Annotated in this window: 18 protein-coding genes; 16 read left to right on the plus strand and 2 right to left on the minus strand. The window is 59.2% G+C overall.

The window, feature by feature from the left end; all coding sequences use genetic code 11:
- The first annotated feature begins 18 nt into the window (after positions 1–18).
- From HMPREF2779_RS03415 to HMPREF2779_RS08960, 4 genes are all read left to right on the plus strand, one after another.
- Complete coding sequence (locus tag HMPREF2779_RS03415; protein WP_105360834.1) at positions 19–2,430, plus strand: primosomal protein N' family DNA-binding protein; 2,412 nt, start codon at positions 19–21, stop codon at positions 2,428–2,430.
- A gap of 109 nt (positions 2,431–2,539) precedes the next feature.
- A complete protein-coding gene (locus tag HMPREF2779_RS03420; protein WP_233992246.1) occupies positions 2,540–5,122 on the plus strand; it encodes an aconitase in 2,583 nt (860 codons plus the stop codon).
- Between the two features lie 27 nt (positions 5,123–5,149).
- Entirely contained in the window at positions 5,150–5,401 is a 252-nt protein-coding gene (locus HMPREF2779_RS03425) for a DNA mismatch repair protein (protein WP_070686884.1), read from the plus strand.
- 190 nt (positions 5,402–5,591) lie between these two features.
- Positions 5,592–6,464 (plus strand): hypothetical protein, encoded by an 873-nt coding sequence (locus HMPREF2779_RS08960; RefSeq protein WP_158676579.1) that lies wholly within the window; start codon positions 5,592–5,594, stop codon positions 6,462–6,464.
- A 325-nt stretch (positions 6,465–6,789) separates the two neighbouring features.
- On the opposite strand, the gene HMPREF2779_RS03435 is transcribed toward HMPREF2779_RS08960, so the two are convergent.
- The gene (locus tag HMPREF2779_RS03435; protein WP_105360836.1) at positions 6,790–7,917 is read right to left on the minus strand and encodes a glycosyltransferase family 4 protein; all 1,128 of its coding nucleotides are present in this window, start codon (positions 7,915–7,917) and stop codon (positions 6,790–6,792) included.
- 9 nt (positions 7,918–7,926) lie between these two features.
- Positions 7,927–8,967 (minus strand): alpha/beta fold hydrolase, encoded by a 1,041-nt coding sequence (locus HMPREF2779_RS03440; RefSeq protein ID WP_070686877.1) that lies wholly within the window; start codon positions 8,965–8,967, stop codon positions 7,927–7,929.
- A gap of 228 nt (positions 8,968–9,195) precedes the next feature.
- Here HMPREF2779_RS03440 and leuS point away from each other — a divergent pair, with 228 nt between their 5' ends.
- The 12 genes from leuS to HMPREF2779_RS03495 all read left to right on the plus strand — a co-directional run bounded on the left by leuS (position 9,196) and on the right by HMPREF2779_RS03495 (position 22,465).
- Positions 9,196–11,697: a leucine--tRNA ligase gene (gene leuS / locus HMPREF2779_RS03445; protein ID WP_369825411.1), complete on the plus strand. Its 2,502-nt coding sequence runs from the start codon at positions 9,196–9,198 to the stop codon at positions 11,695–11,697.
- A gap of 179 nt (positions 11,698–11,876) precedes the next feature.
- Complete coding sequence (locus HMPREF2779_RS03450) at positions 11,877–12,935, plus strand: DegV family protein (RefSeq protein WP_105360838.1); 1,059 nt, start codon at positions 11,877–11,879, stop codon at positions 12,933–12,935.
- Positions 12,936–13,554: 619 nt separating this feature from the next.
- Entirely contained in the window at positions 13,555–14,559 is a 1,005-nt protein-coding gene (gap, locus tag HMPREF2779_RS03460) for a type I glyceraldehyde-3-phosphate dehydrogenase (RefSeq protein WP_070686871.1), read from the plus strand.
- Between the two features lie 339 nt (positions 14,560–14,898).
- On the plus strand, positions 14,899–16,122 hold the full coding sequence (gene pgk / locus HMPREF2779_RS03465; RefSeq protein WP_105360839.1) for a phosphoglycerate kinase: 1,224 nt from the start codon (positions 14,899–14,901) through the stop codon (positions 16,120–16,122).
- 442 nt (positions 16,123–16,564) lie between these two features.
- Positions 16,565–16,732 (plus strand): hypothetical protein, encoded by a 168-nt coding sequence (locus tag HMPREF2779_RS09135; RefSeq protein WP_233992248.1) that lies wholly within the window; start codon positions 16,565–16,567, stop codon positions 16,730–16,732.
- A gap of 178 nt (positions 16,733–16,910) precedes the next feature.
- On the plus strand, positions 16,911–17,156 hold the full coding sequence (locus HMPREF2779_RS09140; RefSeq protein ID WP_233992250.1) for a hypothetical protein: 246 nt from the start codon (positions 16,911–16,913) through the stop codon (positions 17,154–17,156).
- Between the two features lie 16 nt (positions 17,157–17,172).
- Positions 17,173–18,009, plus strand: a complete 837-nt coding sequence (locus HMPREF2779_RS03475) for a DUF6318 family protein (RefSeq protein ID WP_105360840.1) — start codon at positions 17,173–17,175, stop codon at positions 18,007–18,009.
- A gap of 259 nt (positions 18,010–18,268) precedes the next feature.
- Complete coding sequence (tpiA, locus tag HMPREF2779_RS03480; RefSeq protein ID WP_070686864.1) at positions 18,269–19,045, plus strand: triose-phosphate isomerase; 777 nt, start codon at positions 18,269–18,271, stop codon at positions 19,043–19,045.
- Positions 19,046–19,283: 238 nt separating this feature from the next.
- On the plus strand, positions 19,284–19,748 hold the full coding sequence (locus HMPREF2779_RS03485) for a hypothetical protein (protein WP_070686862.1): 465 nt from the start codon (positions 19,284–19,286) through the stop codon (positions 19,746–19,748).
- A 108-nt stretch (positions 19,749–19,856) separates the two neighbouring features.
- A complete protein-coding gene (gene secG / locus HMPREF2779_RS03490; protein WP_005506130.1) occupies positions 19,857–20,114 on the plus strand; it encodes a preprotein translocase subunit SecG in 258 nt (85 codons plus the stop codon).
- 188 nt (positions 20,115–20,302) lie between these two features.
- A complete protein-coding gene (locus tag HMPREF2779_RS09005; protein WP_168165229.1) occupies positions 20,303–20,641 on the plus strand; it encodes a hypothetical protein in 339 nt (112 codons plus the stop codon).
- Positions 20,642–21,124: 483 nt separating this feature from the next.
- Positions 21,125–22,465, plus strand: a complete 1,341-nt coding sequence (locus HMPREF2779_RS03495; protein WP_233992258.1) for a hypothetical protein — start codon at positions 21,125–21,127, stop codon at positions 22,463–22,465.
- Positions 22,466–22,533 lie beyond the last annotated feature (68 nt).

Below are 22,533 nucleotides of genomic sequence, written 5' to 3' on the forward strand. Positions count from 1 at the left end.
AGGAGCACGCAGATTCGGGTGACTCAGAGCAGTTCTGAATCGAACTCTTCGGCACCGTTGGGTGCCCAGCAGGAATCCCTGCAACAGCTTGACCTGTTGCAGGGATTTCCTGCTCTTCGTGATGCCCTGATTCCGGCTGCCCCGGAGCCGGTGAACGTTGCCGCCGAGTTGGAGGCGAGCGGCGTGCCGAACCCTGTGGCGCGCGTGCGCGTGGATAGCACCCTGCCGCAGGTGGACCGCACGTTTGATTACCGTGTGCCCGCCGAGCTGAGTGAGGATGCGGTGCCCGGCGCCCGCGTGCGCGTGCTGTTCAACGGCCACGAGATGACCGGTTACATTGAGGAACGCGCCGCCACGACTGATTGGACGCGCACCTCGTTGCTGCCGCTCAAGTCGGTGCTGTCGCGTGTGCCCTCTGTTGCGCCCGAAATTTTTGCGCTTGCCGAGGCGCTTGCTGACCGTTACGCCTCCACGGTGGCGAACGTGCTGCGCCTGGCGGTGCCGCCGCGCATTGCCGCGCTGGATAAGAAGTACGCGCCCCTTCTACCGGGTTACGAGTCGGCGTATTTGGGTGATTCTGCTCCGGTAAGCACTTCCGATGCCCCCGAGCCTGCGGCATCTGAGCTTGTGGCTTCCGAGAGCGCAGAATCTGGGCCTTCTACCGCCTCCGCCACCTCCAGTACCACTACTGCCAGCGCTACCGACCCGTACGCGTGGCTTGCCACCCCCGGCGCGCCCGCCCCCTTCGTGCTGGACCCGCCGGCGCTGAACCCGGACGCGCCGGATGCCGCCTCCGTCTTCTCTGATTACGAGAACGGTGCGGAGTTCATTGAGGATGTTGCCGCCGGTGCCGCGACCCGCGCCGTGATGACGGTTCTTCCCGGCCATCTGGAGCACACGTGGGCGGATGTTTTGGCGACCGCACTCGCGGCTGCTGCTGCCAGTGGCCGCGGCGCAATTGCGGTGGTTCCGACCGCTAAGAACCTGGATCTTCTGGAGGCGGCGCTCGCCGAGCGTCTGCCGGCTGATTCGTTTGTGCGTTTGAGTTCTGATTCGACTCCGCATACTCGCTATCACGGTTTTGTGAAGGCTCGCCTGGGGCAGGTGCCGGTGGTGATTGGTACCCGCGCGGCGGCATACGCGCCGGTGGCGAACCTGGGCCTGGTGGTGTGCTGGGATGACGGCGATTCTTCGCTGGTGGAGCAGCGCGCCCCGTATTGTCATACCCGTGATGTGTTGCTTTTGCGTGCTTCTGCTGAGAATACTGCGGCGCTGTTTGCCGGGTTCAGCATGAGTAGTGAGGCGGCGCGTCTGGTGCGTACCCGCTGGGCGTCTCATGTGCGTGCGCCGCGTGCGTTGGTGCGTGATTATTCGCCGCGTATTTTTTCGACGGGTTCGGAGTTTGAGTTGGCGCGTGACCCGTTGGCGGCGATGGCGCGTATTCCGCACCTGGCGTTTGAACATGCTCGTCGGGCGTTGGCGCGTGGTCCTGTGTTGGTGCAGGTGGCGCGTAGCGGTTATATTCCGTCGTTTTCGTGCGAACGTTGCCGCATGCCGGCGCGTTGTGGCGAGTGTAGTGGGCCTTTGTCGGTGGCTTCGGGTTCGTCGGTTCCGTCGTGTTCGTGGTGCGGTCATTTGGCGCAGCAATGGCGTTGCTCTGAGTGTGGTTTTACGCATTGGCGTTATTCGGCGGCGGGTGCGACTCGTACTGCTGAGGAGCTGGGTCGTGCGTTCCCGAATGTTCCGGTGATTTCTTCGGCGGGTGACCATGTGCGCGCGTCGGTTGGTCCTGAGCCTGCGTTGGTGGTGGCGACTCCGGGTGCTGAGCCGGTGGCTTTTGGTGGCTATGCGGCGGCGCTTCTTCTGGATGCCGATAGGATGCTTCGTTTTGATTCGTTGCGTGCTCCGGAGGCGGCGTTGCGTCGCTGGTTGAATGCGGCGGCGTTGGTTCGTCCGGCGGCTCTTGAGGGTACGGTGGTGACGACTGCTTCGCCGTCGCCGGTGGAGCAGGCGCTGGTGCGTTGGGATCCGGCGTGGTTTGCTCGTCAGGAGCTGGAGGAGCGCGCTCAGACGGGTCTGCCTCCGGCGGTTCGTACGGCTGCGGTGACCGGTGCGGAGGCGGATGTTCGCGCCTTCATGGAGGAGTTCTTGGGCTCTTCTGCGTTGCCGGAGCGGGTGCGTGAGCAGTTGCGTATTGTGGGTCCGGTTCCTCTGGATCAGGGGTATTTTGCCTGGTCGGAGTCTCTTGAGGAGGATTCTGAGGAGGCGCCGGTTCAGGGCGATTGGCGTACCCTGATGTTCTTCTCGTATGGCATTGCCCAGCAGGTGACCCGTGAGTTGCGTGCTACGCGTGCAACGATTGCGGCGTTGAAGAAGAACGTGGGGGAGCGGCCGGTTCAGATTCGTTGTGACGGCTTGGACGTGCTGTGATTTTCTAGTCGTGCTGTAGTGTTCTAGTGAGGGGCGTTTTTGCCCCGGGTTGGGCGTTGGCACGCGGGTTTGCGGGCGCGCTGTGCGCAGAGGCGAGGAGGTGAGAGGCGTGTCGAAGGTGCCTCATCTGCTGAAGGGTAGTGCGCTGCCTGATGGTGAGCAGCAGCGGCTGACGAAGTATGCTTCTGCGCACCCGAAGAGTGCCCTGCACCGCAAGGGCCAGCATCATGATGCGGCGGTGCTGCTGGTTCACGGTATCGGCTACCAGAATCACGGGGAGACGCTCGCGTATTTTGGCAAGCCGGTGGCGCATAGTGGGCAGACTCTGCTGGCTCTGAACACGGATTCTGTCACCGCCTCCGAAGAGAACCCCGCCGCGGAGGCTTCTGCGCGAGTTCGTGTTGAGGTGATTCCTGACGGTGATACCTTCCCGTCTGCCGCTGAGGTGAACCCGCTGAGTCACCACAGCGAGTTGACGTATTCATTGACGATTGAGCGCACGGAGTACCCTGCCGGCCCCGCTGAACCGGTTGAGGAAAGCCCGCAGGTTGAAGAGAACTCCGCGCAGGAAGAACCCGCCAAAGCCTCCGAGCCCAAAGAATCTACAAGAATCAGTCCGCCGAAAGTTGAACTTCCGAAGGTAGAGCTGCCCAAGGTGGAACTGCCTAAAGTGGAGCTCCCTAAGATTGATTTGCCGAAAATTGATTTGCCGAAAATTGAGCTTCCCAAGGTAGAGCTCCCGAGCATCGACTTCCCGAATATTGAGCTGCCTAATCTTGAGCTTCCGCGCCTGCCTCAGCCGAAGCCGCGCCCGGTTCGCACGGTCACTCGCCGCAGCCTCCTTTTTCAGGAGGGCTTCTGGCGGCCCAGACATTACCGCCCGTTGAAGGAGCATTTGCCCTGGTTGGCGACGGTTTTGCCGCTGTTTTTGATGTTCTGCTTCTACTATGAGCGCCCCGGCGTAACCTGGCGTGAGCGTGCCGGGCACCTGCTTCGTTCTACGGCGCGGTTTGTGAAGGTGGCGCTGTGGCTGGTGCTGGCAGCTATGGCGCTCATGACGTTCCGTGATGCTTTTGTGGCGTCTCTGGGTACTCCGCAGGGTGCATTTACGGGTCTGGCGGCGGTGCTCGGCCTGGGTATTGTGGGCTGGGTTTTGGCTCGTCGTGCCCGTGAGCTGTGGGCGCTGATGAAGGCTATTCCGACGCAGCTGATTCAGACGGCAACCAGCCCGGAGTCGCGCGATTTGGAGCGTATTTATGTGCGTCTGGATCGTCAGCTGGATGATTTGAGTTCCCGTAGCGATGCGGTGGGTATTATTGCCCATTCGCAGGGCGGCTATTTGAGCTATGAGCTTCTGCGTCGTCGTGCGGCGGCGGGTAAGAAGCCGATTCGTTTCTTCTACGGTCTGGGTAGTGGTGTGGTTCCGATTAGCATTATCGCTAGTGACCGTAACGATATTCCGGCGCCCCTGGATGCCGGGGGCGGCTACCGTAACCGCGCGATGCTGCTGTGGGTGAGCGCGGTCGCGGCGTTCTCATGGCTGGTGGAGGCGTCCCTGCTGTTTGGTCCGTACCGTTCGCTACTGCATCATGCGATGCTGGTTCCGCTGGCGTTGAGCGTGGTGCCGCTGGTGGCGAGCGTGCCGGGTGCGTTCAAGGGGCGGGTGCGTATTGTTCGCAAGAAAGCCGCCTCCGCAGATACCTCCGCAAAGGCCCCTGCGGATGTGAGCCTTATGAACCCGTACGGCACGCGCGCCTACGTGAAGTGGCTGATTCCGCTGCTGTTCGTGCACGGCGTTTTCATGCTGTACGCGGTGTTCATACTGGCGTTGGCGAAGCTGCGTGTTGAGGGCGCTGTGCCTGAGTTGACCGCCTCCTCGGTGGCGTTTTGGGGTGCGTTGATTCTGGTGCTCATGATGTCGGTGCGTAGCGCCTGCCACCTGTATGTGCGCGCCTACGCGCCGATGCTGCAGGACCTTGATGTGGTTGACCGGTGCGAGATTTCCGCTCGTGGTGACAGCATTGGTAGGTCGAATATTACTCAGCCCGCCGATGTAGACGTCAGCTTTGTGACCCTGCCGGGCCCGTCGGTGAATAGTCACATGCAGTATTTTGATGCGTGCTCGCCGGTGCCATTGATGCTTGCGCACCGCCTGGTGCCGCACATGATGCCGGCGGGTGAGCAGACGCAGAAGGCGGCGGCTTTCACCGATATTGGTACGGAACTGAACCACGGTTTTGCGCGCGTGAAGAAGCTGATGCGCACCATGCATTACGGACTGTATGCGGTGCTTCTGAATGTGGCGTCGCCGGTGAGCCTGTCCGCGTTGACGGGGCTTGATACGTCGCGCCTGCATTCGGAGGGCTTTGACCGTCTGGTGGCGGATGCTCAGCAGCTGCGTGAGCAGGCGGGTTCTTCGGATCTGCTGCTGTGGATTCTGGTCGGCATTTTTGTGGTGGAGGCGCTGCTAATGATGGTGCTTTCGCCGTGGACTCAGCGGCGTTTGCAGCGTGCGTTCATGATGCGCAAGGTGGACAGTACGGGTCAGCTGAGCGAGTTCAATCCTTTGCCGATGGTGACGGCTCTTCTGGGTCTTGATGGTGAGGATGAAGACGCTGAGGATGCAGAGGAACATAACCCCGCAGGGGAGAAAAAGCAGGAGAGTAAAGCAGAGCAGAGCGCTGTAGTTTAGGGTGCTCCTAAGGAAAGGTACTCACCGATGAGCTTTGCCAATATTGCCTATGATTACGAGCCGGAATTTGGCGATTCGGCACCGAGCCGCGACAACGGCATTACTCACCCGAACCCTGTGCTGCTGTCCTCGATGACGAAGGCTCAGCGTGGCGCGGTGTGCCGCTACCTGGCTCGTTTTGCTGAGCTGGATGACGCGAAGATTTTCTACGCGTATGGTCATGCGGATGAACTGGCTGCGAAGGAAGCAGCTCGTACCGGTAGCTTTGCTACGGTCTAAGGCTTCCTGCTCCGGTTTGCTTCCGTGGCGGTTCGCTACACACTTCCTCCGCGCCTACGCAGGGAACCCGCCCTCGCTTCGCTTCGGGCACCCTGAGGGCGCTTCCGGAAGGTGTAGCCTCGCCGCCCCTGTGTAGAACGCGTACCGCTTTGCGTCCACTACAGTCGTTGCGCATTCGATGGGAGCATACTTGTCTGTTGATGCAATTCAGAAGGTGCAAGATATCGATAAAGATAAACTTCATTTAATTACTTTTGGAAGTGGATTTGCTCCAGTAAGTCTATTGCGAGATATTGGCCAGGATGGTTGCCGTACGTCGGGATTTATTTTGGGAAATATTGTCGGCCTTCTTTCGTTGGTTGGAAGCGTATATTATTCTATGTATGCCGTACTCCACCTTATCAATAGAGACTTTTCTGCTGTAATGTCAGATGTTTTCTGGAGTGTACTATACGGTCTAATTTTCTGTGTGACTTATCTGTACTCCAGGAAACAAATAGCTGAATCTCAGACTGTAAATATAAAGGATAGGGCTACCTGGCAAAATCATTCTTTCACTGCTGATCTTGTTGGAAACTCAATATCATCTTTGAATCCTGAAAGTGATTCACATACAATTCCTGTTTACAAGATTGCTCATAAAATTAAATCGTATTTTAAGGAGGGGTCTCTGATGTGTAAGATAGTTTCTAGTAACATCCTCGAAATGGTTGGTATGCATCAGTCTGGTAATAGATATGTGGGTGATTTTAAGACCTTTAGAATTTTGTATGTCATTTTTGCGACTGCAGTTTATGTAATCATGATGCTGATCGATTTAAAGTTTGCAGATCGTTGGCTGGGGTATTTGGTGCTATTCACGCCATTTGTGGTGAGTTCTATTTTCCTGCTCTATCCAGTTAATGATTCTGTCTTTAGTTATAGTCAATATCTGTATTGGGATAAGAAGTCTGGCATAAAACTTGATGCCCTAAGAATATATCTCTGGTCGTTGCTGTTTGGTGCACTTACGGGTATGGCGGGATTTATGTTCCTTTATTTGTTATCTACTTTGATTATTTAGTGTAAGACTAGACTAGATGTGTCATATATTTTAGATTTGAGTGAGGATGTTTTACTCAATGGGTGCGTTCTCGTTCGTTTTATTCTGAGCGGATAACCAATATTTCTCATCATGCACGAAACCTTCATCATAACTGTGGTTATGTTGATGTGCAATGCCTATAAGTGAATCCTAAGTCTGCATTATTTTTCGCTTCGACAGGGTGTAGGAGGGTTATGACCTGCTTGTCCGTGTAAGAGATAAACCCCGATGTAGATAGAGAATGCCGCCGCACCCTCCCGAGTTTCGGGGGAGTGCGGCGGCATTTCTTTGCCCAACGCAGGCCCTAGAGCCCGCGCACGACCTCCAGCAGCTTGAGTGCTGAGTCGCGCCAGGAGTAGCGGCGCACATCCGAAAGCCCATCAATGATGACGCGCTCGCGAACGGCGGTGTCCTCCAGCGAGCGGATAGCCTTGACCCAGTCGGCGACGTTCGCCTCCGGGGCGCCGTCAACCGGCGCGAACACGGCGTGCGGCGCAATCTCACGGAAAATCGGGATGTCACTAATCACCGCGGGGCAACCGGCAGCCTGCGCCTCGACCACGGGCAGGCCGTAGCCCTCCTCGCGGGAGGCAGTCACCAGAGCGTGCGCCTGGCGGAGTAGCTGCTGGTACTCCTCGTCGCTCACGCCGTTGTGCACCTCCACGTTCTCACCGATGAGGCGTTCGTCGGTGAGCTGCACCAGGCGCTGCGGCGGCATCTTCGACAGCAGGTGCAGGCGGTAATCCGGCAGCGAACGCATCGCCAGCAGCAGGGTTTCTACGTTCTTGTACGGCATGAACGAACCCATGTACACCAGGTGCTTGACGGGCTGCTCTTCGCGGGTGATGGCGCGTTCCAGCGCGGTCTGGCGGGAGACGACGCTGCCGGGCTGCGGGGCGTTGGGCACCACGAACAGCGGCTTGGTGGTCAGCTCGTGCTCACGAATCAGCGAGGCGGTCGACTCAGAAACAGTCACGACCGCGTCGCCGTGATTGAGCAGGAAGCGCTGCGGAGTGTAGGTCTTGTGGAAGAGCCGCCAGCCCACGCGCACCGGTGCGGGCAGGAACCCGGGCGGGGTCGGGTGGGAGTAATAGATCAGGTCGTGCAGGGTGAGAATCAGCTTGAATTTGCGTCCGGTGGAGCCGATAGTCTGCATGGGGGAGAACACCACGTCCGGCGCGTACTTATTCAGCTGCAGCGAGGCGGTCGGTTCGAGCGGGCCGGTGGGCGAGCAGATCTTCACGTGCGGCAAATCCGGCAGCATGTCCAGCTGACGCTCGTCGCTAATGATCATGGTCAGGTCGAGGTCGGTGGCGGCTTCGTCACCGGTGTCGATGAGGGTTTTGAGCGCGCCCAGCAGGGACGCAGTGTAGCGGCTGATGCCGTCGTGGAAGCCGATACGGGTGTATCGGGCGTCAACCATGAGTTTCATGTTGGTTCCTTACTTCTCGTTCCCTGAGTGGTCGGCGGCGAAATCGGCGATGAGTTCCGCGGCGCGGCGAGGGGTTTCGTAGTGGATGAGGTGCCCGACTTCGGGGATCATGTCCAGGCGCTCGCGGGCACCGGACGAAGACGCGGGCAGGCTGCGGGAGGTCAGCGTCGCGTACATGGCGCGAGCTGTTTCGGGGGTGCCCAGGTCGTCGTCTTCGGCAACGAGCATTTGCACCGGTACTCGGATGGCGGCGGCGTATTCGGCGGCGGTGTGCGTAATGGACGCTTCGTAGGCGCTGAGCACTCCGCGGCGGGAGCCGAAGGAGCCGAAGTAGGCGGCGTGCTGGCCGTTGATGAAGCGGCGCATTGCTTTGTCTTTGGTGCGCATCATGACTTCGCTGGAGGCGCGGGTAATCAGTTGCGAGCGCAGCAGCGGGTAGCCGATTTTTTCGGGGAGTGCCGCGCCGGCGCGGTAGTAGAGGGAGGCGAGGCGGGAGGCGACGCGCTGGCTGCCTTCGAGGGCGGGCTCGCTAATCGGGTTGATGAGCGAGAGGAGCGCGAGCGAGTTCGGGTGTGCGGCGGCGAAGGCGCTGGTGACGATGGAGCCGAAGGAGTGGCCGACCAGGTGCAGCGGTAGGGGCTGTGTATCCTCGCGGGTGGGGTTAATGTGTTCCACGAAGTCGTTCAGCCACGCCACGTACGCGTTGATGTTGTCTCCGCCCTGACTGTTTTCGGGCAGGTCTGCGGAGCGGCCAAAGCCGGGCAGGTCGGGGCTGATGATGCTGACGTTCGGGATGAGCTTCAGCAGATAGTTCGCGATGATTTCCAGGCCGTGGTGGTCGCCGCGGAAGCCGTGCACGAGCAGCACGGGGTAGGAGCCTTCGGGGAAGGTTCCGTCGTTCATGCCTTTGCCGTACTGCCAGTAGCGGGTAATGACTGCCTGCGCGCCGTCACCAATGAGGGCGTCGTGGCGGGTACCGGGAATGAGCGGGCCGGGCACACCCTCAAGAATCGAGGTGTTGGGGGAGTCCGGGGTAACGGTGGAGGTCATGGGTACCTTTCGCGGGTTGGGTACTGGGACGGCAAAGTCCCGTTCTTAATTCTAGGGGAGAAGCCTTAAAGGGCTCTGAAACCCGCCTGGCGCATCGGTGGTTGGCCGGGTGGTCGGGTGGGTGGTGCCGTCCATTTGGTAGTCGAGGTGGCCTCAACTCTGGCGCGGTGCGGGTTTCGCGTTACACTTGGAGGGTTAAGTTTTTATCAACCTGTCTTTATTTAAGGAATCGCTGTGTCTGCTCAGGTAGAGACCGAACGCAACGAAAATGCGTACGACTTCCGCGCTATGGAAGCCAAGTGGCGCCCCTACTGGGACGAAACGAAGGTTTTCCAGCCCACCGGTGACGCCCCCAAGGGCCGCAAGTATGTGCTGGATATGTTCCCGTACCCCTCCGGTGACCTTCACATGGGTCACGCGGAGGCATTCGCTATTGGTGACATGAACGCCCGCTACTTCAAGCAGTGCGGCTACGATGTTCTACACCCGATTGGCTGGGACTCCTTCGGCCTGCCCGCTGAGAACGCAGCCATTAAGAACGACACTCACCCCAAGGAGTGGACGTACAAGAATATTGAGACTCAGGCTGAGTCCTTTAAGCGTTACGCTATTGCCGCTGACTGGAGCCGCCGCCTGCACACTTCGGACCCCGAGTACTACAAGTGGACTCAGTGGCTGTTCGAGCAGTTCTACAAGAAGGGCCTGGCGTACCGTAAGGACTCCATGGTCAACTGGTGCCCCAAGGACCAGACCGTGCTCGCGAACGAGCAGGTTGTCAACGGTGCGTGTGAGCGTTGCGGTACTACCGTGACTAAGAAGTCGCTGAACCAGTGGTACTTCAAGATCACTGATTACGCACAGCAGCTGCTGGACGACATGGAGCAGCTGGAGGGCAAGTGGCCCGACCGTGTTCTGCTCATGCAGCGCAACTGGATTGGCCGCTCCGAGGGTGCTGAGGTGCGCTTCGAGATTGAGGCGACCGAGGAACAGCCTGCTGAGTCCTTCACCGTGTTCACCACCCGCCCGGACACCCTGTACGGCGCAACCTTCATCGTGGTTGCTGCGGATGCGGCGTTCGCCGAGCAGATCGTGGCACCCGAGCACAAGGCTGCCCTGGAGCAGTACCGCGAAGACATTAAGGCACTGAGCGATATTGACCGCCAGTCCTCTGACCGCGAGAAGACCGGCGTGTTCACCGGCCGCTACGCGATTAACCCGCTGACCGGCGCGAAGCTGCCCGTCTGGGCTTCTGACTACGTGCTCGCCGACTACGGTACCGGCGCGATTATGGCTGTGCCCGCGCACGACCAGCGCGACCTCGAGTTCGCCCTGAAGTTCGACCTGCCCATCGTGAAGGTCCTGGACGTTGAGGGTGCTGAGGACCCGGCTACCAGCGGTGTTGCCGCAGCTGGTGACGGCGTGCTCATCAACTCCGGTGAGCTGACCGGCCTGCCGAAGGCTGAGGCGCTCGCTAAGGCTATTGAGCTGGTTGAGGCTGCCGGCACTGGTGAGGGTAAGGTCATTTACCGTCTGCGTGACTGGCTGCTGTCCCGCCAGCGTTTCTGGGGTACCCCCATCCCCGTGATTCACTGTGAGGATTGTGGCGAGGTTCTGGTTCCTGAGGATCAGCTGCCGGTGCTGCTGCCCGATAACCTGCGCGGTGAGCAGCTGGCTCCTAAGGGTCAGTCGCCTCTTGCCGCTGCTGATGATTGGGCGATTGTGCCTTGCCCCGAGTGTGGCAAGCAGGCTCGCCGTGACTCGGACACCATGGACACCTTCGTGGATTCCTCCTGGTACTTCCTGCGTTACGTTTCCCCGAACTACGACAAGGCTCCTTTCGACCCGCAGGCTATGAGCGAGTGGGGTGCCGTCGACATGTACGTTGGCGGTGTGGAGCACGCTATTCTGCACCTGCTGTACGCACGCTTCTTCACCAAGGTTGTTCGCGACCTGGGCCTGATCAAGCACGATGAGCCGTTCAAGGCGCTCATGAACCAGGGTCAGGTGCTCAACGGCGGTAAGGCGATGTCCAAGTCGCTGGGTAACGGCGTGAACCTGGGTGAGCAGCTCGACAAGTTCGGTGTGGACGCTATCCGCACCACCATGATTTTCGCGTCCCCGCCCGAGGATGACGTGGACTGGGCGGATGTTTCCCCGTCCGGTTCGCAGAAATTCCTGGCTCGCGCATGGCGTGTGGCTCAGGACGTCACCAGCGAACCCGGCGTTGACGCAACCACCGGTGACCTGGAGTTGCAGAAGCTGATTGCTCGCACCGTGCACGAGGTTCAGGGCCTGCTGGAGAACGGCAAGTTCAACGTGGTTGTTGCGAAGACCATGGAGCTTGTGAACGCTACCCGTAAGGCTATTGACTCCGGTGCTGGTGCGGCTGACCCGGCTGTCCGTAAGGCTGCTGAGACTGTCGCTATTCTGCTGTCTCTGTACGCACCCTACACCGCTGAGGACATGTGGCACGCTCTCGGCCACGACACCCCGGTTCTGACCGCGGGCTTCCCCGAGGTTGACCCGGCTCTGCTGGTGGATGACACCGTCACCGCTATCGTGCAGATTAAGGGTAAGGTCAAGGCTCGCCTGGAGGTTGCGAAGGATATTTCCGAGCAGGAGCTTCAGGAGCTGGCTCTGGCGGACGCCGCTGTTCAGCGTTCGATTGGTGACGCCGAGATCCGCAAGGTGATTGTGCGTGCGCCTAAGCTCGTGAACATCGTGATCTAAGCTTCTTAGATAAAAGTACAAGCCCCGCTGTGGCTTCGGTTCGTCCAACGGAACGAACCCGGAGGCGCGGCGGGGCTTTGCTGTACTGCGCTAGTGATGAGTGCCATAATGTTCAGGGAACGCTAGGAGAGGGTTCGTCATCGAATCACGCACTGACGAACTGGAAGAAGGGCCGGAATATGGAGCGAGAGAACAAAGCAGAGAACCGCATTGCCGTGGTAACCGATAGCGCCGCCGCCCTCGACCCGGAGCTCGTGCAGCACCTGAGCGCTCGCGGCAATTTCGTGATGGTTCCGATGCCGGTGACTATTCGCACGCCCGGTGAGCCGGATCGTCAGCTGCAGGACTTGACCGCTGCCGAGGTGGACGAGGCGATTATGCTCGCGCACGTGATGGGTCAGACGGTGAGCACTTCCGGACCCGCGCCGGGCGTGTTTGCTGATGTGTATGACGAGTTGGCGTCGCGAGGTTTTACGCATGTGGTGTCGGTGCATCTGTCCGGCGAGCTCTCGGGCACGGTGGAGGCGGCAGGCACCGGTGCCCGCCTGAGCCGCCTGGGTTCTAAGGGTGTGAGCGTGGTGGATAGCCGCACGGTTGCCGGTGCCTACGGTCATGCGGTGGTGCGTGCCCTGGAGATGCTGAACTCTGCTTCCTCTGATTTTGTTCCGAGCCCTGACTACCCGAGCTCGGAACAATTGAGCCCCGCGCAGCTGGTGGACTACATTCAGTCCGTCTGCGAGCAGTCCACGCTCTACTTTTATATCCCAACCCTTGATGCTCTGCGTCGTGGCGGTCGTGTTTCCCCGGCGTTGGCGATGGTGGGGCAGATGTTCCAGATTAAGCCGATTGGCACGATTACCGAGGGCAAACTGGCGTATGTAGAGCGTCCCCGCACTGCCGCGCGCGCCCTGGAGCGCCTGGTGGAGGTGACCGTGCAGACCTGCCGTGAGCATCAGCATGCGGCGGCGCTCAGCTCGGCTTCAGTGGGCTCTACTGCTACCGACCCCACTAGTTCTTCACTTGCCGCATCCCCGCGCGGTGAGGTGGTTGCGGTGCATCATGTGGGTAATGCGGCGCAGGCGGTACAGCTGTACGAGCAGGTTCAGCAGATGCTGGGGGATAGCTCCCTCGTTCATGATGCTGCCGATTCTTCGGCGCCGGAGTTTTTGGTGAGCGCGCTACCGCCGGTGCTGTCGGCTCATTCCGGTTTGGGTGCTGTGGCGCTGGTCGTTTATTAGGATCGTGTACTAGCCGCCTATCCGGTGTGCCCACGCTGACCCCGTGTTGCGTGTCTGCGGGGTGCCTTCGTGCGGTGTTCTTGTGGGGTGTTTTCGTATGATGCGCGTGGGTGACACGAAATGCGACACGAAATATGCTCAATTTTGTACATTGGGAGCGTATTTAGCCCTTTATAAGGCTGTGGTGTGTCTTACTTTGAGGGCGTCTGCTTTCGGGTGAGAATTTGCACCGTGTGCGAGCGTATCGGGTGTCATTGAAACCCATTCGCAGGTGAAAGGGTATTTTTTACCCTCAGATTTTGCCTTGATATGACGCGGTTTTTAGTAAATGTGTGTTTCGCGTGCGTTTATGTTGCCATGACCGTATCGCAACATTTTCTAAGGGTGAACACAACGCAAAACAACAGAAAACAACGGGTTTTTACCGGTTTTCATGGTGTAACTCACAAAAATTTATTGATAGAACACACCAAAACACACACAAACTAGGGTAGGATTGTTACCAACAACGGCGGAACGAACCGGGCAACATAGAGCACGGACGAATCCGACTAAACCAGAGCCCACAAGGCATCGGATTTGTACACCGCCACCAACGCACTGACAAGGAGATACTCCAGTGACTGTACGCGTAGCAATCAACGGCTTCGGCCGCATCGGCCGCACCTTCTTCCGCGCAGCTCAGACCGAGGGCGTCGGCTTCGAGATCGTCGCAATCAACGACCTCACCGATGTTGAGACCCTGGCACACCTGCTCAAGTACGACTCCATCATGGGTCGCTTCAACGCAGAGGTCGAGGTCAAGGAAGGCGCGCTGGTTGTTGACGGCAAGGAAATCAAGATCCTCGCTGAGCGTGACCCCCAGAACCTCCCCTGGAAGGACCTGGGCGTTGACGTAGTCCTCGAGTCCACCGGTTTCTTCACCGACGGTACCAAGGCAAAGGCACACATCGAGGCTGGCGCTAAGAAGGTTATCCTCTCCGCTCCCGGTAAGAACATCGACGGCACCTTCGTCATGGGCGTGAACGACGACCAGTACGATGCAGCTAACCACCACATCGTCTCCAACGCATCCTGCACCACCAACTGCCTCGCTCCGATGGCTAAGGTCCTGAACGACGCATTCGGCATCAAGCAGGGTCTGATGACCACCATCCACGCATACACCGCTGACCAGCGTCTGCAGGATGCTCCCCACCGCGACCTGCGCCGTGCACGCGCAGCAGCTGTGAACATGGTCCCCACCTCCACCGGTGCAGCAGCAGCTGTTGGCCTGGTTCTGCCCGAGCTGAAGGGTAAGCTGGACGGCTTCGCAGTCCGCGTTCCCACCATCACCGGCTCCATCACCGACCTGACCTTCACCGCTTCCCGTGAGGTCACTGTTGAGGAAGTCAACGCAGCAGTCAAGGCAGCAGCTGAGGGCCCCATGAAGGGCATCATCAAGTACAACGAGGACCCCATCGTTTCCAAGGACATCGAGGGTGAGTCCATCTCCACCGTCTTCGACGCACCGCTGACCAAGGTCATCGGCGACCAGGTGAAGGTTATCGCTTGGTACGACAACGAGTACGGCTACGTTTCGCGCCTCGTGATGTTCACCAACAAGGTTGTGGCATCCCTCTAAGCCTAATAGGCTTACGACGCTCACCGAGTGTAGGCGTCAGCCCGCGTAACTAACGCATAGTGAACCCCGGCACCACCGCATCAAGCGGGGGAGTCGGGGTTTGCTGTACCAAGGCTCTGTGTAAAGGGTCTTAATAAACCCCAAAATGTATAAACATACTATTTTCCGTCGCCCTTTTGGGTCAAAAATACCGTAAGAAAATAGCTGATAGAGAGTGCGAATATCCGCGATATTCTGCGGAAAAACACCATATAAAAGCTATTTACTAGGCTGTCAATCACCCTAATGTTCGGTATGATGGAAACGGTATATAAACCCACCTATCCAGGAGGAATTCCTATGGCTAAGGCACTGTCCGAACTGCTCGAAGAAGGCGTCGCAGGCCGCCACGTTCTCGTCCGTTCCGACCTGAACGTACCCCTGAAGGACGGCGTTGTCACCGACGACGGTCGCGTCCGCGCATCCCTGCCCGTCATTGAGAAGCTTGCCAAGGCTGGCGCACGCGTTATCGTGACCGCGCACCTGGGCCGCCCCAAGGGCAAGGTTGACCCCCAGTACTCCATCGCACCGGCAGCTGCACGCCTGGCTGAGCTGGCATCCGTGCCCGTGAAGGTTGCAACCGACCTGGTAGGCGAGGACGCAAAGGCTAAGGCAGCAGCCCTGGCTGACGGCGAAGTTCTGGTCGTTGAGAACGTCCGCTACGACGCACGCGAGACCTCCAAGGATGACGCAGAGCGCGGCGAATTCGCTGACGAGCTGGTCGCACTGACCGGCGAGAACGGCGCATACGTGAACGACGCATTCGGCGCGGTTCACCGCAAGCACGCTTCCGTCTACGACGTTGCTAAGCGTCTGCCCGCATACCTGGGTGACCTGGTGAAGAAGGAAGTTGACGTTCTGGCTAAGACCCTGAACGACCCCGAGCGTCCCTTCGTTGTGGTCATGGGTGGCGCTAAGGTTTCCGACAAGCTCGCCGTGATTGACAACCTGATCGGTAAGGCTGACACCATCCTCATTGGTGGCGGCATGGGCTACACCTTCGCATACGCACAGGGCTACGAGGTTGGCCAGTCGCTGCTGGAGAAGGACCAGGTCGACAACGTTCTGCGTTACCTGAAGGAAGCTCCCGAGAAGGGCACCGAGATCATCACCGCAGTTGACGTTGTTTGGTCTGACGCATTCTCCGCTGACGCTAACACCGAGATCCGCCCCATTGAGGATCTGACCGGCGGCAAGCTCGGCGCAGAGGCTGAGGGTCTGGACATTGGCCCCAAGACCCGCGAAATCTTCGCTGAGAAGATCAAGGGCGCAAAGACCATCTTCTGGAACGGCCCCGTTGGCGTGTTCGAGATTGCTCCCTTCGCTGAGGGTACCCGCGCGGTGGCACAGGCTATCGTCGACTCTGACGCATTCTCCATCATTGGTGGTGGCGACTCTGCTTCTGCAGTCCGTAACCTGGGCTTCAAGGATGAGCAGTTCGGCCACATCTCCACCGGTGGTGGCGCTTCCCTCGAGTACATTGAGGGTAAGACCCTGCCCGGCCTGGAGGCACTGGGCGCCTAATCTGGATGCACAGATTTAGTACACGGTTTTAGTGTAAGGAACCCCCGCTGGGGCGGTATTTCGGTACCGTTCCGGCGGGGGTTTCTGCATGCCCGGTAAGTTATCCTTGCGGGTGTTTGCATACTGTTTCCTGGCTATATGCTGTGGGTTCCCTGGGTGTGCGGCTTGTGCCGGGGAGGGTTAGAGTCGGCTTTACTAGACTGGATTTGTAGAGGTTCCCGGCGCTCACCGGGCGGTACCCATACGGTTACTGCGGGGGAGCGAAGCAGGGGGCGCACGCACCTCCACAGGCAAACAAATGCAGGCAAGCAAATACAGACAAGCGAATACAGGCGGGCGAAGAAGCCCAGCCGTTGAACCCAACCGTCCCGAGCAGCCCAGAACCACCTCGGCAGCTTATGAAAACGGCAACTAGTGAACATCGAATCCAAGGAGGCAAAGAATGACCGTCAACGCTCAAATGCTCTTTGACGAAAAAGACTACACCGGAACATACCCGTACGTTGCCGATGGCGTGATCGGGCCCTACACGCCCGCAAACCGGGACCACCCCGCCTACTCGGCACTCACCCCGGGGGTGAGGTACATGTCGAGTGCTTACAAGGTGTAAAACCTGCACCCCTACCTGGGCTACTACTACGCCTGCCAAAACTACATGATTCTCGCCTCCGAACCGGCAGTTCTGAGGATGGACAATATCAGTGAAGAAATGTTCTTCCCCACCATTCAGGACCTCTACGAAGAAGGTAAAGGCTGGGTCATTACCCCTAACCCCCCAGATTCTGACCATGAACCTGCTGGAAGGGCAGCCGCGCCTCATCGACGAGACGCTAAAAATTGTGGAATGGAACGTGCGGTTCGATATTCTTCCCGAAGTTCAGGTGTACCGCAAAGACACAAACCAGGTGTACCCCATCACCGATTTTGATACGCGCGGCCTGATCCGAGACGGTGCAATACACGGGACTCTACGCACACAATTCACAAATGAGTGGAGGCCCGTCCAATTCATCCCAGAAAATAGTTTGAGCTAGGGGAGGGGAGAGCAACATGACGAATAACTTTGGTGGACCCGGATATAACGAGCAACGAGCGCTCATGAGGTCTATGATTTCTCGCGCCAAGTTTATACGAGCTGGCGTGTTTGCCGGTGCCGTCCTCGTCGCGATAGCTTTTGGCTGGGGTACTCAACTGCTCAATGAGACGGGCTTGGAGTCCCAGGCCGATAAGAAGCGTGACCAGGAATTTGTGCGTCTGGAACCCACGGAGAAGTACGATGAGCTCCACAGCTTGGGGCATTCCTCCGGGCCGCTGGTTTATACGGCATTCGAACGTAAGGGGCGCTTCATTCCTGCTACCGAGGCGCAGGCGGCACAAAACGTGCCGTACCCTACTCAGCAGCCCGGAATGGATAACTACGACCGCGCCGGCTTGTACGCGTTCTTGGCGTACTTCTTTGCGTCGATGAATTACTTCTACCACACGGGTGATACAGACCCTCTTTCTAAGGTTACGGACCCCGAAAAGGTGCTGCACCCCGAAATTCTTCGCCTGTACAGGGAGAAGCGCGGGTGGATTATTTCGGCTGACAAGAATGTGCTGAGCGCCAATGTCGCTGATGATCTTGTCGCGGGTGAAAAGGCTAAAAATACGAGCCGGAAAATCCTGGTGAGCACCCTGTACACGACTAAGGCTAAGGACCTTGCGTTTTACGTTAAAGAGACGGGTGAGAAGCAGGATATCCGCAAATATTTGAGGTATCTGGGGCGTTTCTCGCTGGCTGTGAAGCATCTGCGCGGGCAGTGGGTGATTGTGGTTGACCGCGACGGTTACAGCAACCGCAACATCTACGAGCCGATTTACCCGCAAGGATTTGGGCAGCTGTAGCTTTCTCTAAAACCGAGGAAGTGCATCCGCAGGGGAAACCACTATGAGGCTTCCCCCGCAGCCATTTAAATGGCAACAGAACCCGCAAAATGGCAAGGGTTGAAAGAAACCGATGAACGTAGGGTGAGAATGCTCATCAGAGAGCATAAAAAGCGCCAAAAACCGTGAAAATATGCCCTCAAACCTCTAAAATAGAAAAGGAAAATTCCGAACAACAACCCCGTACGGCATACCGCGCGGGAAAGCTAAGGAGCGAACTATGTCGCGTAAGCCCCTCATCGCAGGCAACTGGAAGATGAACCTCAACCACGCAGAGGCAGTCACCCTCGTCCAGAAGCTCGCATGGACCCTCGACGACGCAAACTTCAACTTCTCCGCAACCGAAGTAGCCGTCTTCCCGCCCTTCACCGACATCCGCTCCGTGCAGACCCTCGTCGAAGGCGACAAGCTGGACATCCTCTACGGCGGCCAGGACCTCTCCGTCCACGACTCCGGCGCATACACCGGCGAAATCTCCGGCGCGTTCCTCTCCAAGCTCGGCGCAACCTTCGTGCTCGTCGGCCACTCCGAGCGCCGCACCTACCACCACGAAAGCGACGAGCTGTGCGCAGCAAAGGTCCAGGCAGCATACAGGCACGGCCTGACCCCCGTCCTCTGCGTCGGTGAGCCCCTCGAAATCCGCGAAGCAGGCACCCACGTCGAGTACACCCTCGAACAGCTGCGCGGCTCCATCGCAGGTCTGACCGCAGAGCAGGCAGAAACCCTCGTCATCGCATACGAGCCCGTCTGGGCAATCGGCACCGGCAAGGTCGCAACCGCAGACGACGCACAGGAAATGTCCGCAGCAATCCGCGCAGAAATCGCTAAGCTCTACTCCGCAGACGTTGCAGAAAAGGTCCGCGTTCTCTACGGCGGCTCCGTCAAGTCTTCCTCCGCACCCTCCATCATGGGCAAGGAAGACGTGGACGGCGTGCTCGTCGGCGGCGCATCCCTGCAGGCTGACGAATTCGCAGCAATCGCACGCTTCGACGCATAAAACCCCGACGCACCATAGCGTCTCATAGCGTTACAGCGCCCGGCGGGTACCCACCCGACCGGGCGCTGAACCATTTTAACCGCCACCGAGCTAGTGGCGGGGACAATGGATGGGCGTAAGAGGCTGGTGCATGACTCAGGCGTAAGAGTCGGGTGTAAGAGCCGGGCGCGTTCGCCCCTAACCGCAAAACCCACCCAGAATACGCCGACCCCGCAGTTCGCCCCGTACACTTAACGGCATGTTCAGCTTTGGTTTTTCCCTGGTCATCGCAGCCCTCGTCGGCATAATCCTCTACAGCTACCTGCGCAACCGTAAAGTGAGTGCCCCGCGCCTACCCGGCAATGACGGCGGCAACATCGGCTACGCAGGCGGCGCAGAATACCAGGAACCCTCGCCCGAATACCAGTACTTCGAGAGCCGCCGAGAAGCATTCCTCGACCAGCTCTACAGCCGCACCTCCTCACCGGAAATCCCCGTCACCCTCACCCTGCGCGACTGGGTAGACCAGGGCTTCTACGCTGAAGGAGGCGCCTACTGGGCAGCCGCGCAGCAGTTCACCTACTACCTCATCGACGGCGGATACGTGCGCGCCTACGACACCGAAGGCGACGAACTCACCGCCCAGCGTGTGCTCACCGACCGCCCCGCAGCACTGCAGCTGACCCCCAGCGAATACCAGCGCCGCAGCAACCGCGCCGCGTAAAAAGCCGCCTCAACGTGACCGAATGGCGGCTGTAGCGTATAGTTAAACCCGTCTGTCTGCGCCCCGCAGCCCAGGCACCCCACCAGAAGACAACGAAGGAAGGTCCCCATGGACGTCATCATGAACGTACTCATGGTCATCATCGCCATCACCAGCGTGATCGCAGTAATGCTTGTGCTGCTTAACCGCGGTCAGGGCGGCGGCCTCTCCGACATGTTCGGCGGCGGTATGACCAACTCCCTGAACTCCTCCGGTATGGCGTCCAAGAACCTGATCCGCCTGACCGTCACCGTGATTGTTATCTGGGTTATCGCAGTGGTACTGTACGGCCTGGCAATGCGCTTCAACGGCCAGATTGTCGTCTAGCCAGCCTCTAACCAGAGCCCACGCCCACCCCACCGAGGGTGAGGCAATAGAGCTTCTCCCCGGCACTTCTCAACCGAGAATGCCGGGGATTTTTTATGCACCAAACGGCAATGACGAAAGCGGTAGCGAGGCGCTAATCTTTACGGCATGATAGGACGTATACACCACATACGAAAGGCAAAGAAGCCATGAGCGCCTACACCCTCGACTACACGTACACCGCCCCGTCAGCCCTCATCGACGGCGCCGACTCCTGCGCGCTCAGCCTCGCTACCAGCGGCGGCAGCACCCCCGAAGGCGCCGCATCCCACCCGTACTTCTTCTCCGGGTTTCTCGAACGAGCAGACGTCTACGCCACCGCACTACTGGTCGTCGCCAGGGTCGCCCGCACCCGCTTCTACGTGCCGCCCAGCTCCCTCGCTGGAGCCCTACGCGCCGCAGACCCCGTCGTCACCAGCACTGCCGAAGGCCTACGCTTCGAATCCTTCAGCGCCTGCTTGCGGAGTGTACGCGCGCCTCGACGTTGACTCCAGCGCGCTCGACGCCAGCCACAGCGCCGTAGGCGTCACCAACGTAGACGTCAACCCGCCCCTGCGCGCCGCGCTCGCCAACTACGTTGCTGACCGCGTCCTCGAAGCCTACGAGGTGCTACCCCTGGAACTGCGCGGTGCCGCTGAAGCTTGCCTACCCGAAGACCGCCTACCCCAGCCGGAAGAGGCGGAGGCGGCGGGCGCCTCCGTAGAGGTGCCGTCGGTGCTGTTGCCCGGCGTTGAGCCCGGGAACCCGTCGCATCCATCGCGAATCTGGATGAGTTCTGCACCCTCATCACGGAGGAATCGAACACAAACTCCGGTCGAATTACCGGGGACGAATCTCCCCGCACTAGGGGAGAGAACCTGGCACGTCTTTACCACTTTGCCGCGACCGACAAGCTGGCGCCGGCGGATCAGCGGCAGCTTCGTACCCTGTGCAAGATCGCCAGCGAATATTACTACAACAACGTTGCGTACATGCCTGTTCTCCGCGCAGTATTGAAAGCTAACGCCGAGGCCGCCGGGTACAAGTCCTGGGAGCTACCCGAGCTGACGCCGCTCCTGCAGTATTCCAATCGTAGTGAGATGGTTGCACGAGCTCGCCCGGGTAACGCGCTCCTGAGCAAGGAAGAGATGATACGTCTGACTATTCAGAATAAACACCATCTCTGGAATGCTGACTACAAGCCGTTGAAGGGTTACCGTGACCTCCACGAGATCTTCCGCGAGCAGATGCGTGCCGTCGCTGCCGGGGGAGAATACCGTACGGAAGGACGCACGGTGCGTCTGCTTACGGAACCTCTGCCGTCCCGCCCTATCACCCCGGAGGAATGGACGTACCGCATGGTCTCCAGCCTGGACATCCCCTGGAGTGGCTACAACCGCGGTCTCGTTTTTGATCGAATTGAGGAATACCGGCAAGCCAGCCAGGAAGGTCGTCTTCGCGAGGCAGGTCTCGAAAACTTTGACGCCGAGGAGTTCGTGGAGTACCAGCCCATGTGGCAGGCCAAGGGCGACATCGCGGATACCGTGGATGAGGCACTCGAGGCGCTGAGCCGTGCAACCGCTGGCATGAGCTCCGAGGAGGCCATCGCCTACGAAGCTCTTAACACCGCGTTCATTCCCTTCGTATATTTGCTGAATCTCGACAGGGTCGACAGCTGGCTGGGTGATTTCCTCCCGGCACTCACCGAATGGGCGTCCTGGCTGCTTCAGAACAACCCGGACCTGCTCTCGGCATACTTCCTGTTCGCGGGGAGGACCGCACTCGACTATAAAAATGCGACCCCCGTATTGCCGCTTCTGCGCGCGCTGAGGGAGTCTACCGTGCAGGTGGGCGCTCCGACCTGCACCCTGCTCGGCTATGTGGCGAGCGCGAAGAATCCTGAGTACCGTCTGGCGGCGGCAGAGGCCATTGCGGCGCTCTTTGAGGCGGGCCTGCTGGATGCATCCACCTTCGCAGAGACCCTAAAGTGGGCGTTGGAGGACGGGATGGTTCTTCCGAACCGCCTGGTGGCGACCCTGCGTGAGGTGTCGGCTATTAGTCCGCTGGCGGGTTGGCGTGTGCTGCAGGTTCTGCGTCTGCTACTGCCGATGGTTGGTGGGCTGACGAAGGGAGGCGACTATGTGCGCCTGGCGGTGGAGCTTGCCGAACTGTACGGTGTGGCTGTTGAGATCCCTGCCGAGCTGGAACCGACGATGAAGGGGGCTACGGTGCTGGCGAAAGCACTGCGCGCCCTAGCCGCCGTGCCTGCCCGTAAGACGGAGGAGGCGCTTGCCGCCCGCGAGGCTGCGCTCGCGCTACTGGGGGAGTCCTAACCCGAAAAACCTATCTGCCGGTGAGGCTACTTGCCCCTTAGCTAGAGCCTCACCGGCGGGTGGAAAAC

The sequence above is a fragment of the Rothia sp. HMSC069C03 genome, from assembly GCF_001811075.1.
Taxonomy (GTDB): domain Bacteria; phylum Actinomycetota; class Actinomycetes; order Actinomycetales; family Micrococcaceae; genus Rothia; species Rothia mucilaginosa.

Coding starts and splice junctions, on each gene's coding strand:
- HMPREF2779_RS03435 (WP_105360836.1), bottom strand. CDS start 7,917: ATGAAACTCATGGTTGACGCCCGATACACCCGTATCGGCTTCCACGAC.
- secG (WP_005506130.1), top strand. CDS start 19,857: ATGGACGTCATCATGAACGTACTCATGGTCATCATCGCCATCACCAGC.
- HMPREF2779_RS03440 (WP_070686877.1), bottom strand. CDS start 8,967: ATGACCTCCACCGTTACCCCGGACTCCCCCAACACCTCGATTCTTGAG.
- HMPREF2779_RS09140 (WP_233992250.1), top strand. CDS start 16,911: ATGAACCTGCTGGAAGGGCAGCCGCGCCTCATCGACGAGACGCTAAAA.
- HMPREF2779_RS03495 (WP_233992258.1), top strand. CDS start 21,125: ATGCCTGTTCTCCGCGCAGTATTGAAAGCTAACGCCGAGGCCGCCGGG.
- HMPREF2779_RS03450 (WP_105360838.1), top strand. CDS start 11,877: ATGGAGCGAGAGAACAAAGCAGAGAACCGCATTGCCGTGGTAACCGAT.
- HMPREF2779_RS09135 (WP_233992248.1), top strand. CDS start 16,565: ATGACCGTCAACGCTCAAATGCTCTTTGACGAAAAAGACTACACCGGA.
- HMPREF2779_RS03475 (WP_105360840.1), top strand. CDS start 17,173: ATGACGAATAACTTTGGTGGACCCGGATATAACGAGCAACGAGCGCTC.
- tpiA (WP_070686864.1), top strand. CDS start 18,269: ATGTCGCGTAAGCCCCTCATCGCAGGCAACTGGAAGATGAACCTCAAC.
- HMPREF2779_RS03485 (WP_070686862.1), top strand. CDS start 19,284: ATGTTCAGCTTTGGTTTTTCCCTGGTCATCGCAGCCCTCGTCGGCATA.
- HMPREF2779_RS03425 (WP_070686884.1), top strand. CDS start 5,150: ATGAGCTTTGCCAATATTGCCTATGATTACGAGCCGGAATTTGGCGAT.
- pgk (WP_105360839.1), top strand. CDS start 14,899: ATGGCTAAGGCACTGTCCGAACTGCTCGAAGAAGGCGTCGCAGGCCGC.
- HMPREF2779_RS09005 (WP_168165229.1), top strand. CDS start 20,303: ATGAGCGCCTACACCCTCGACTACACGTACACCGCCCCGTCAGCCCTC.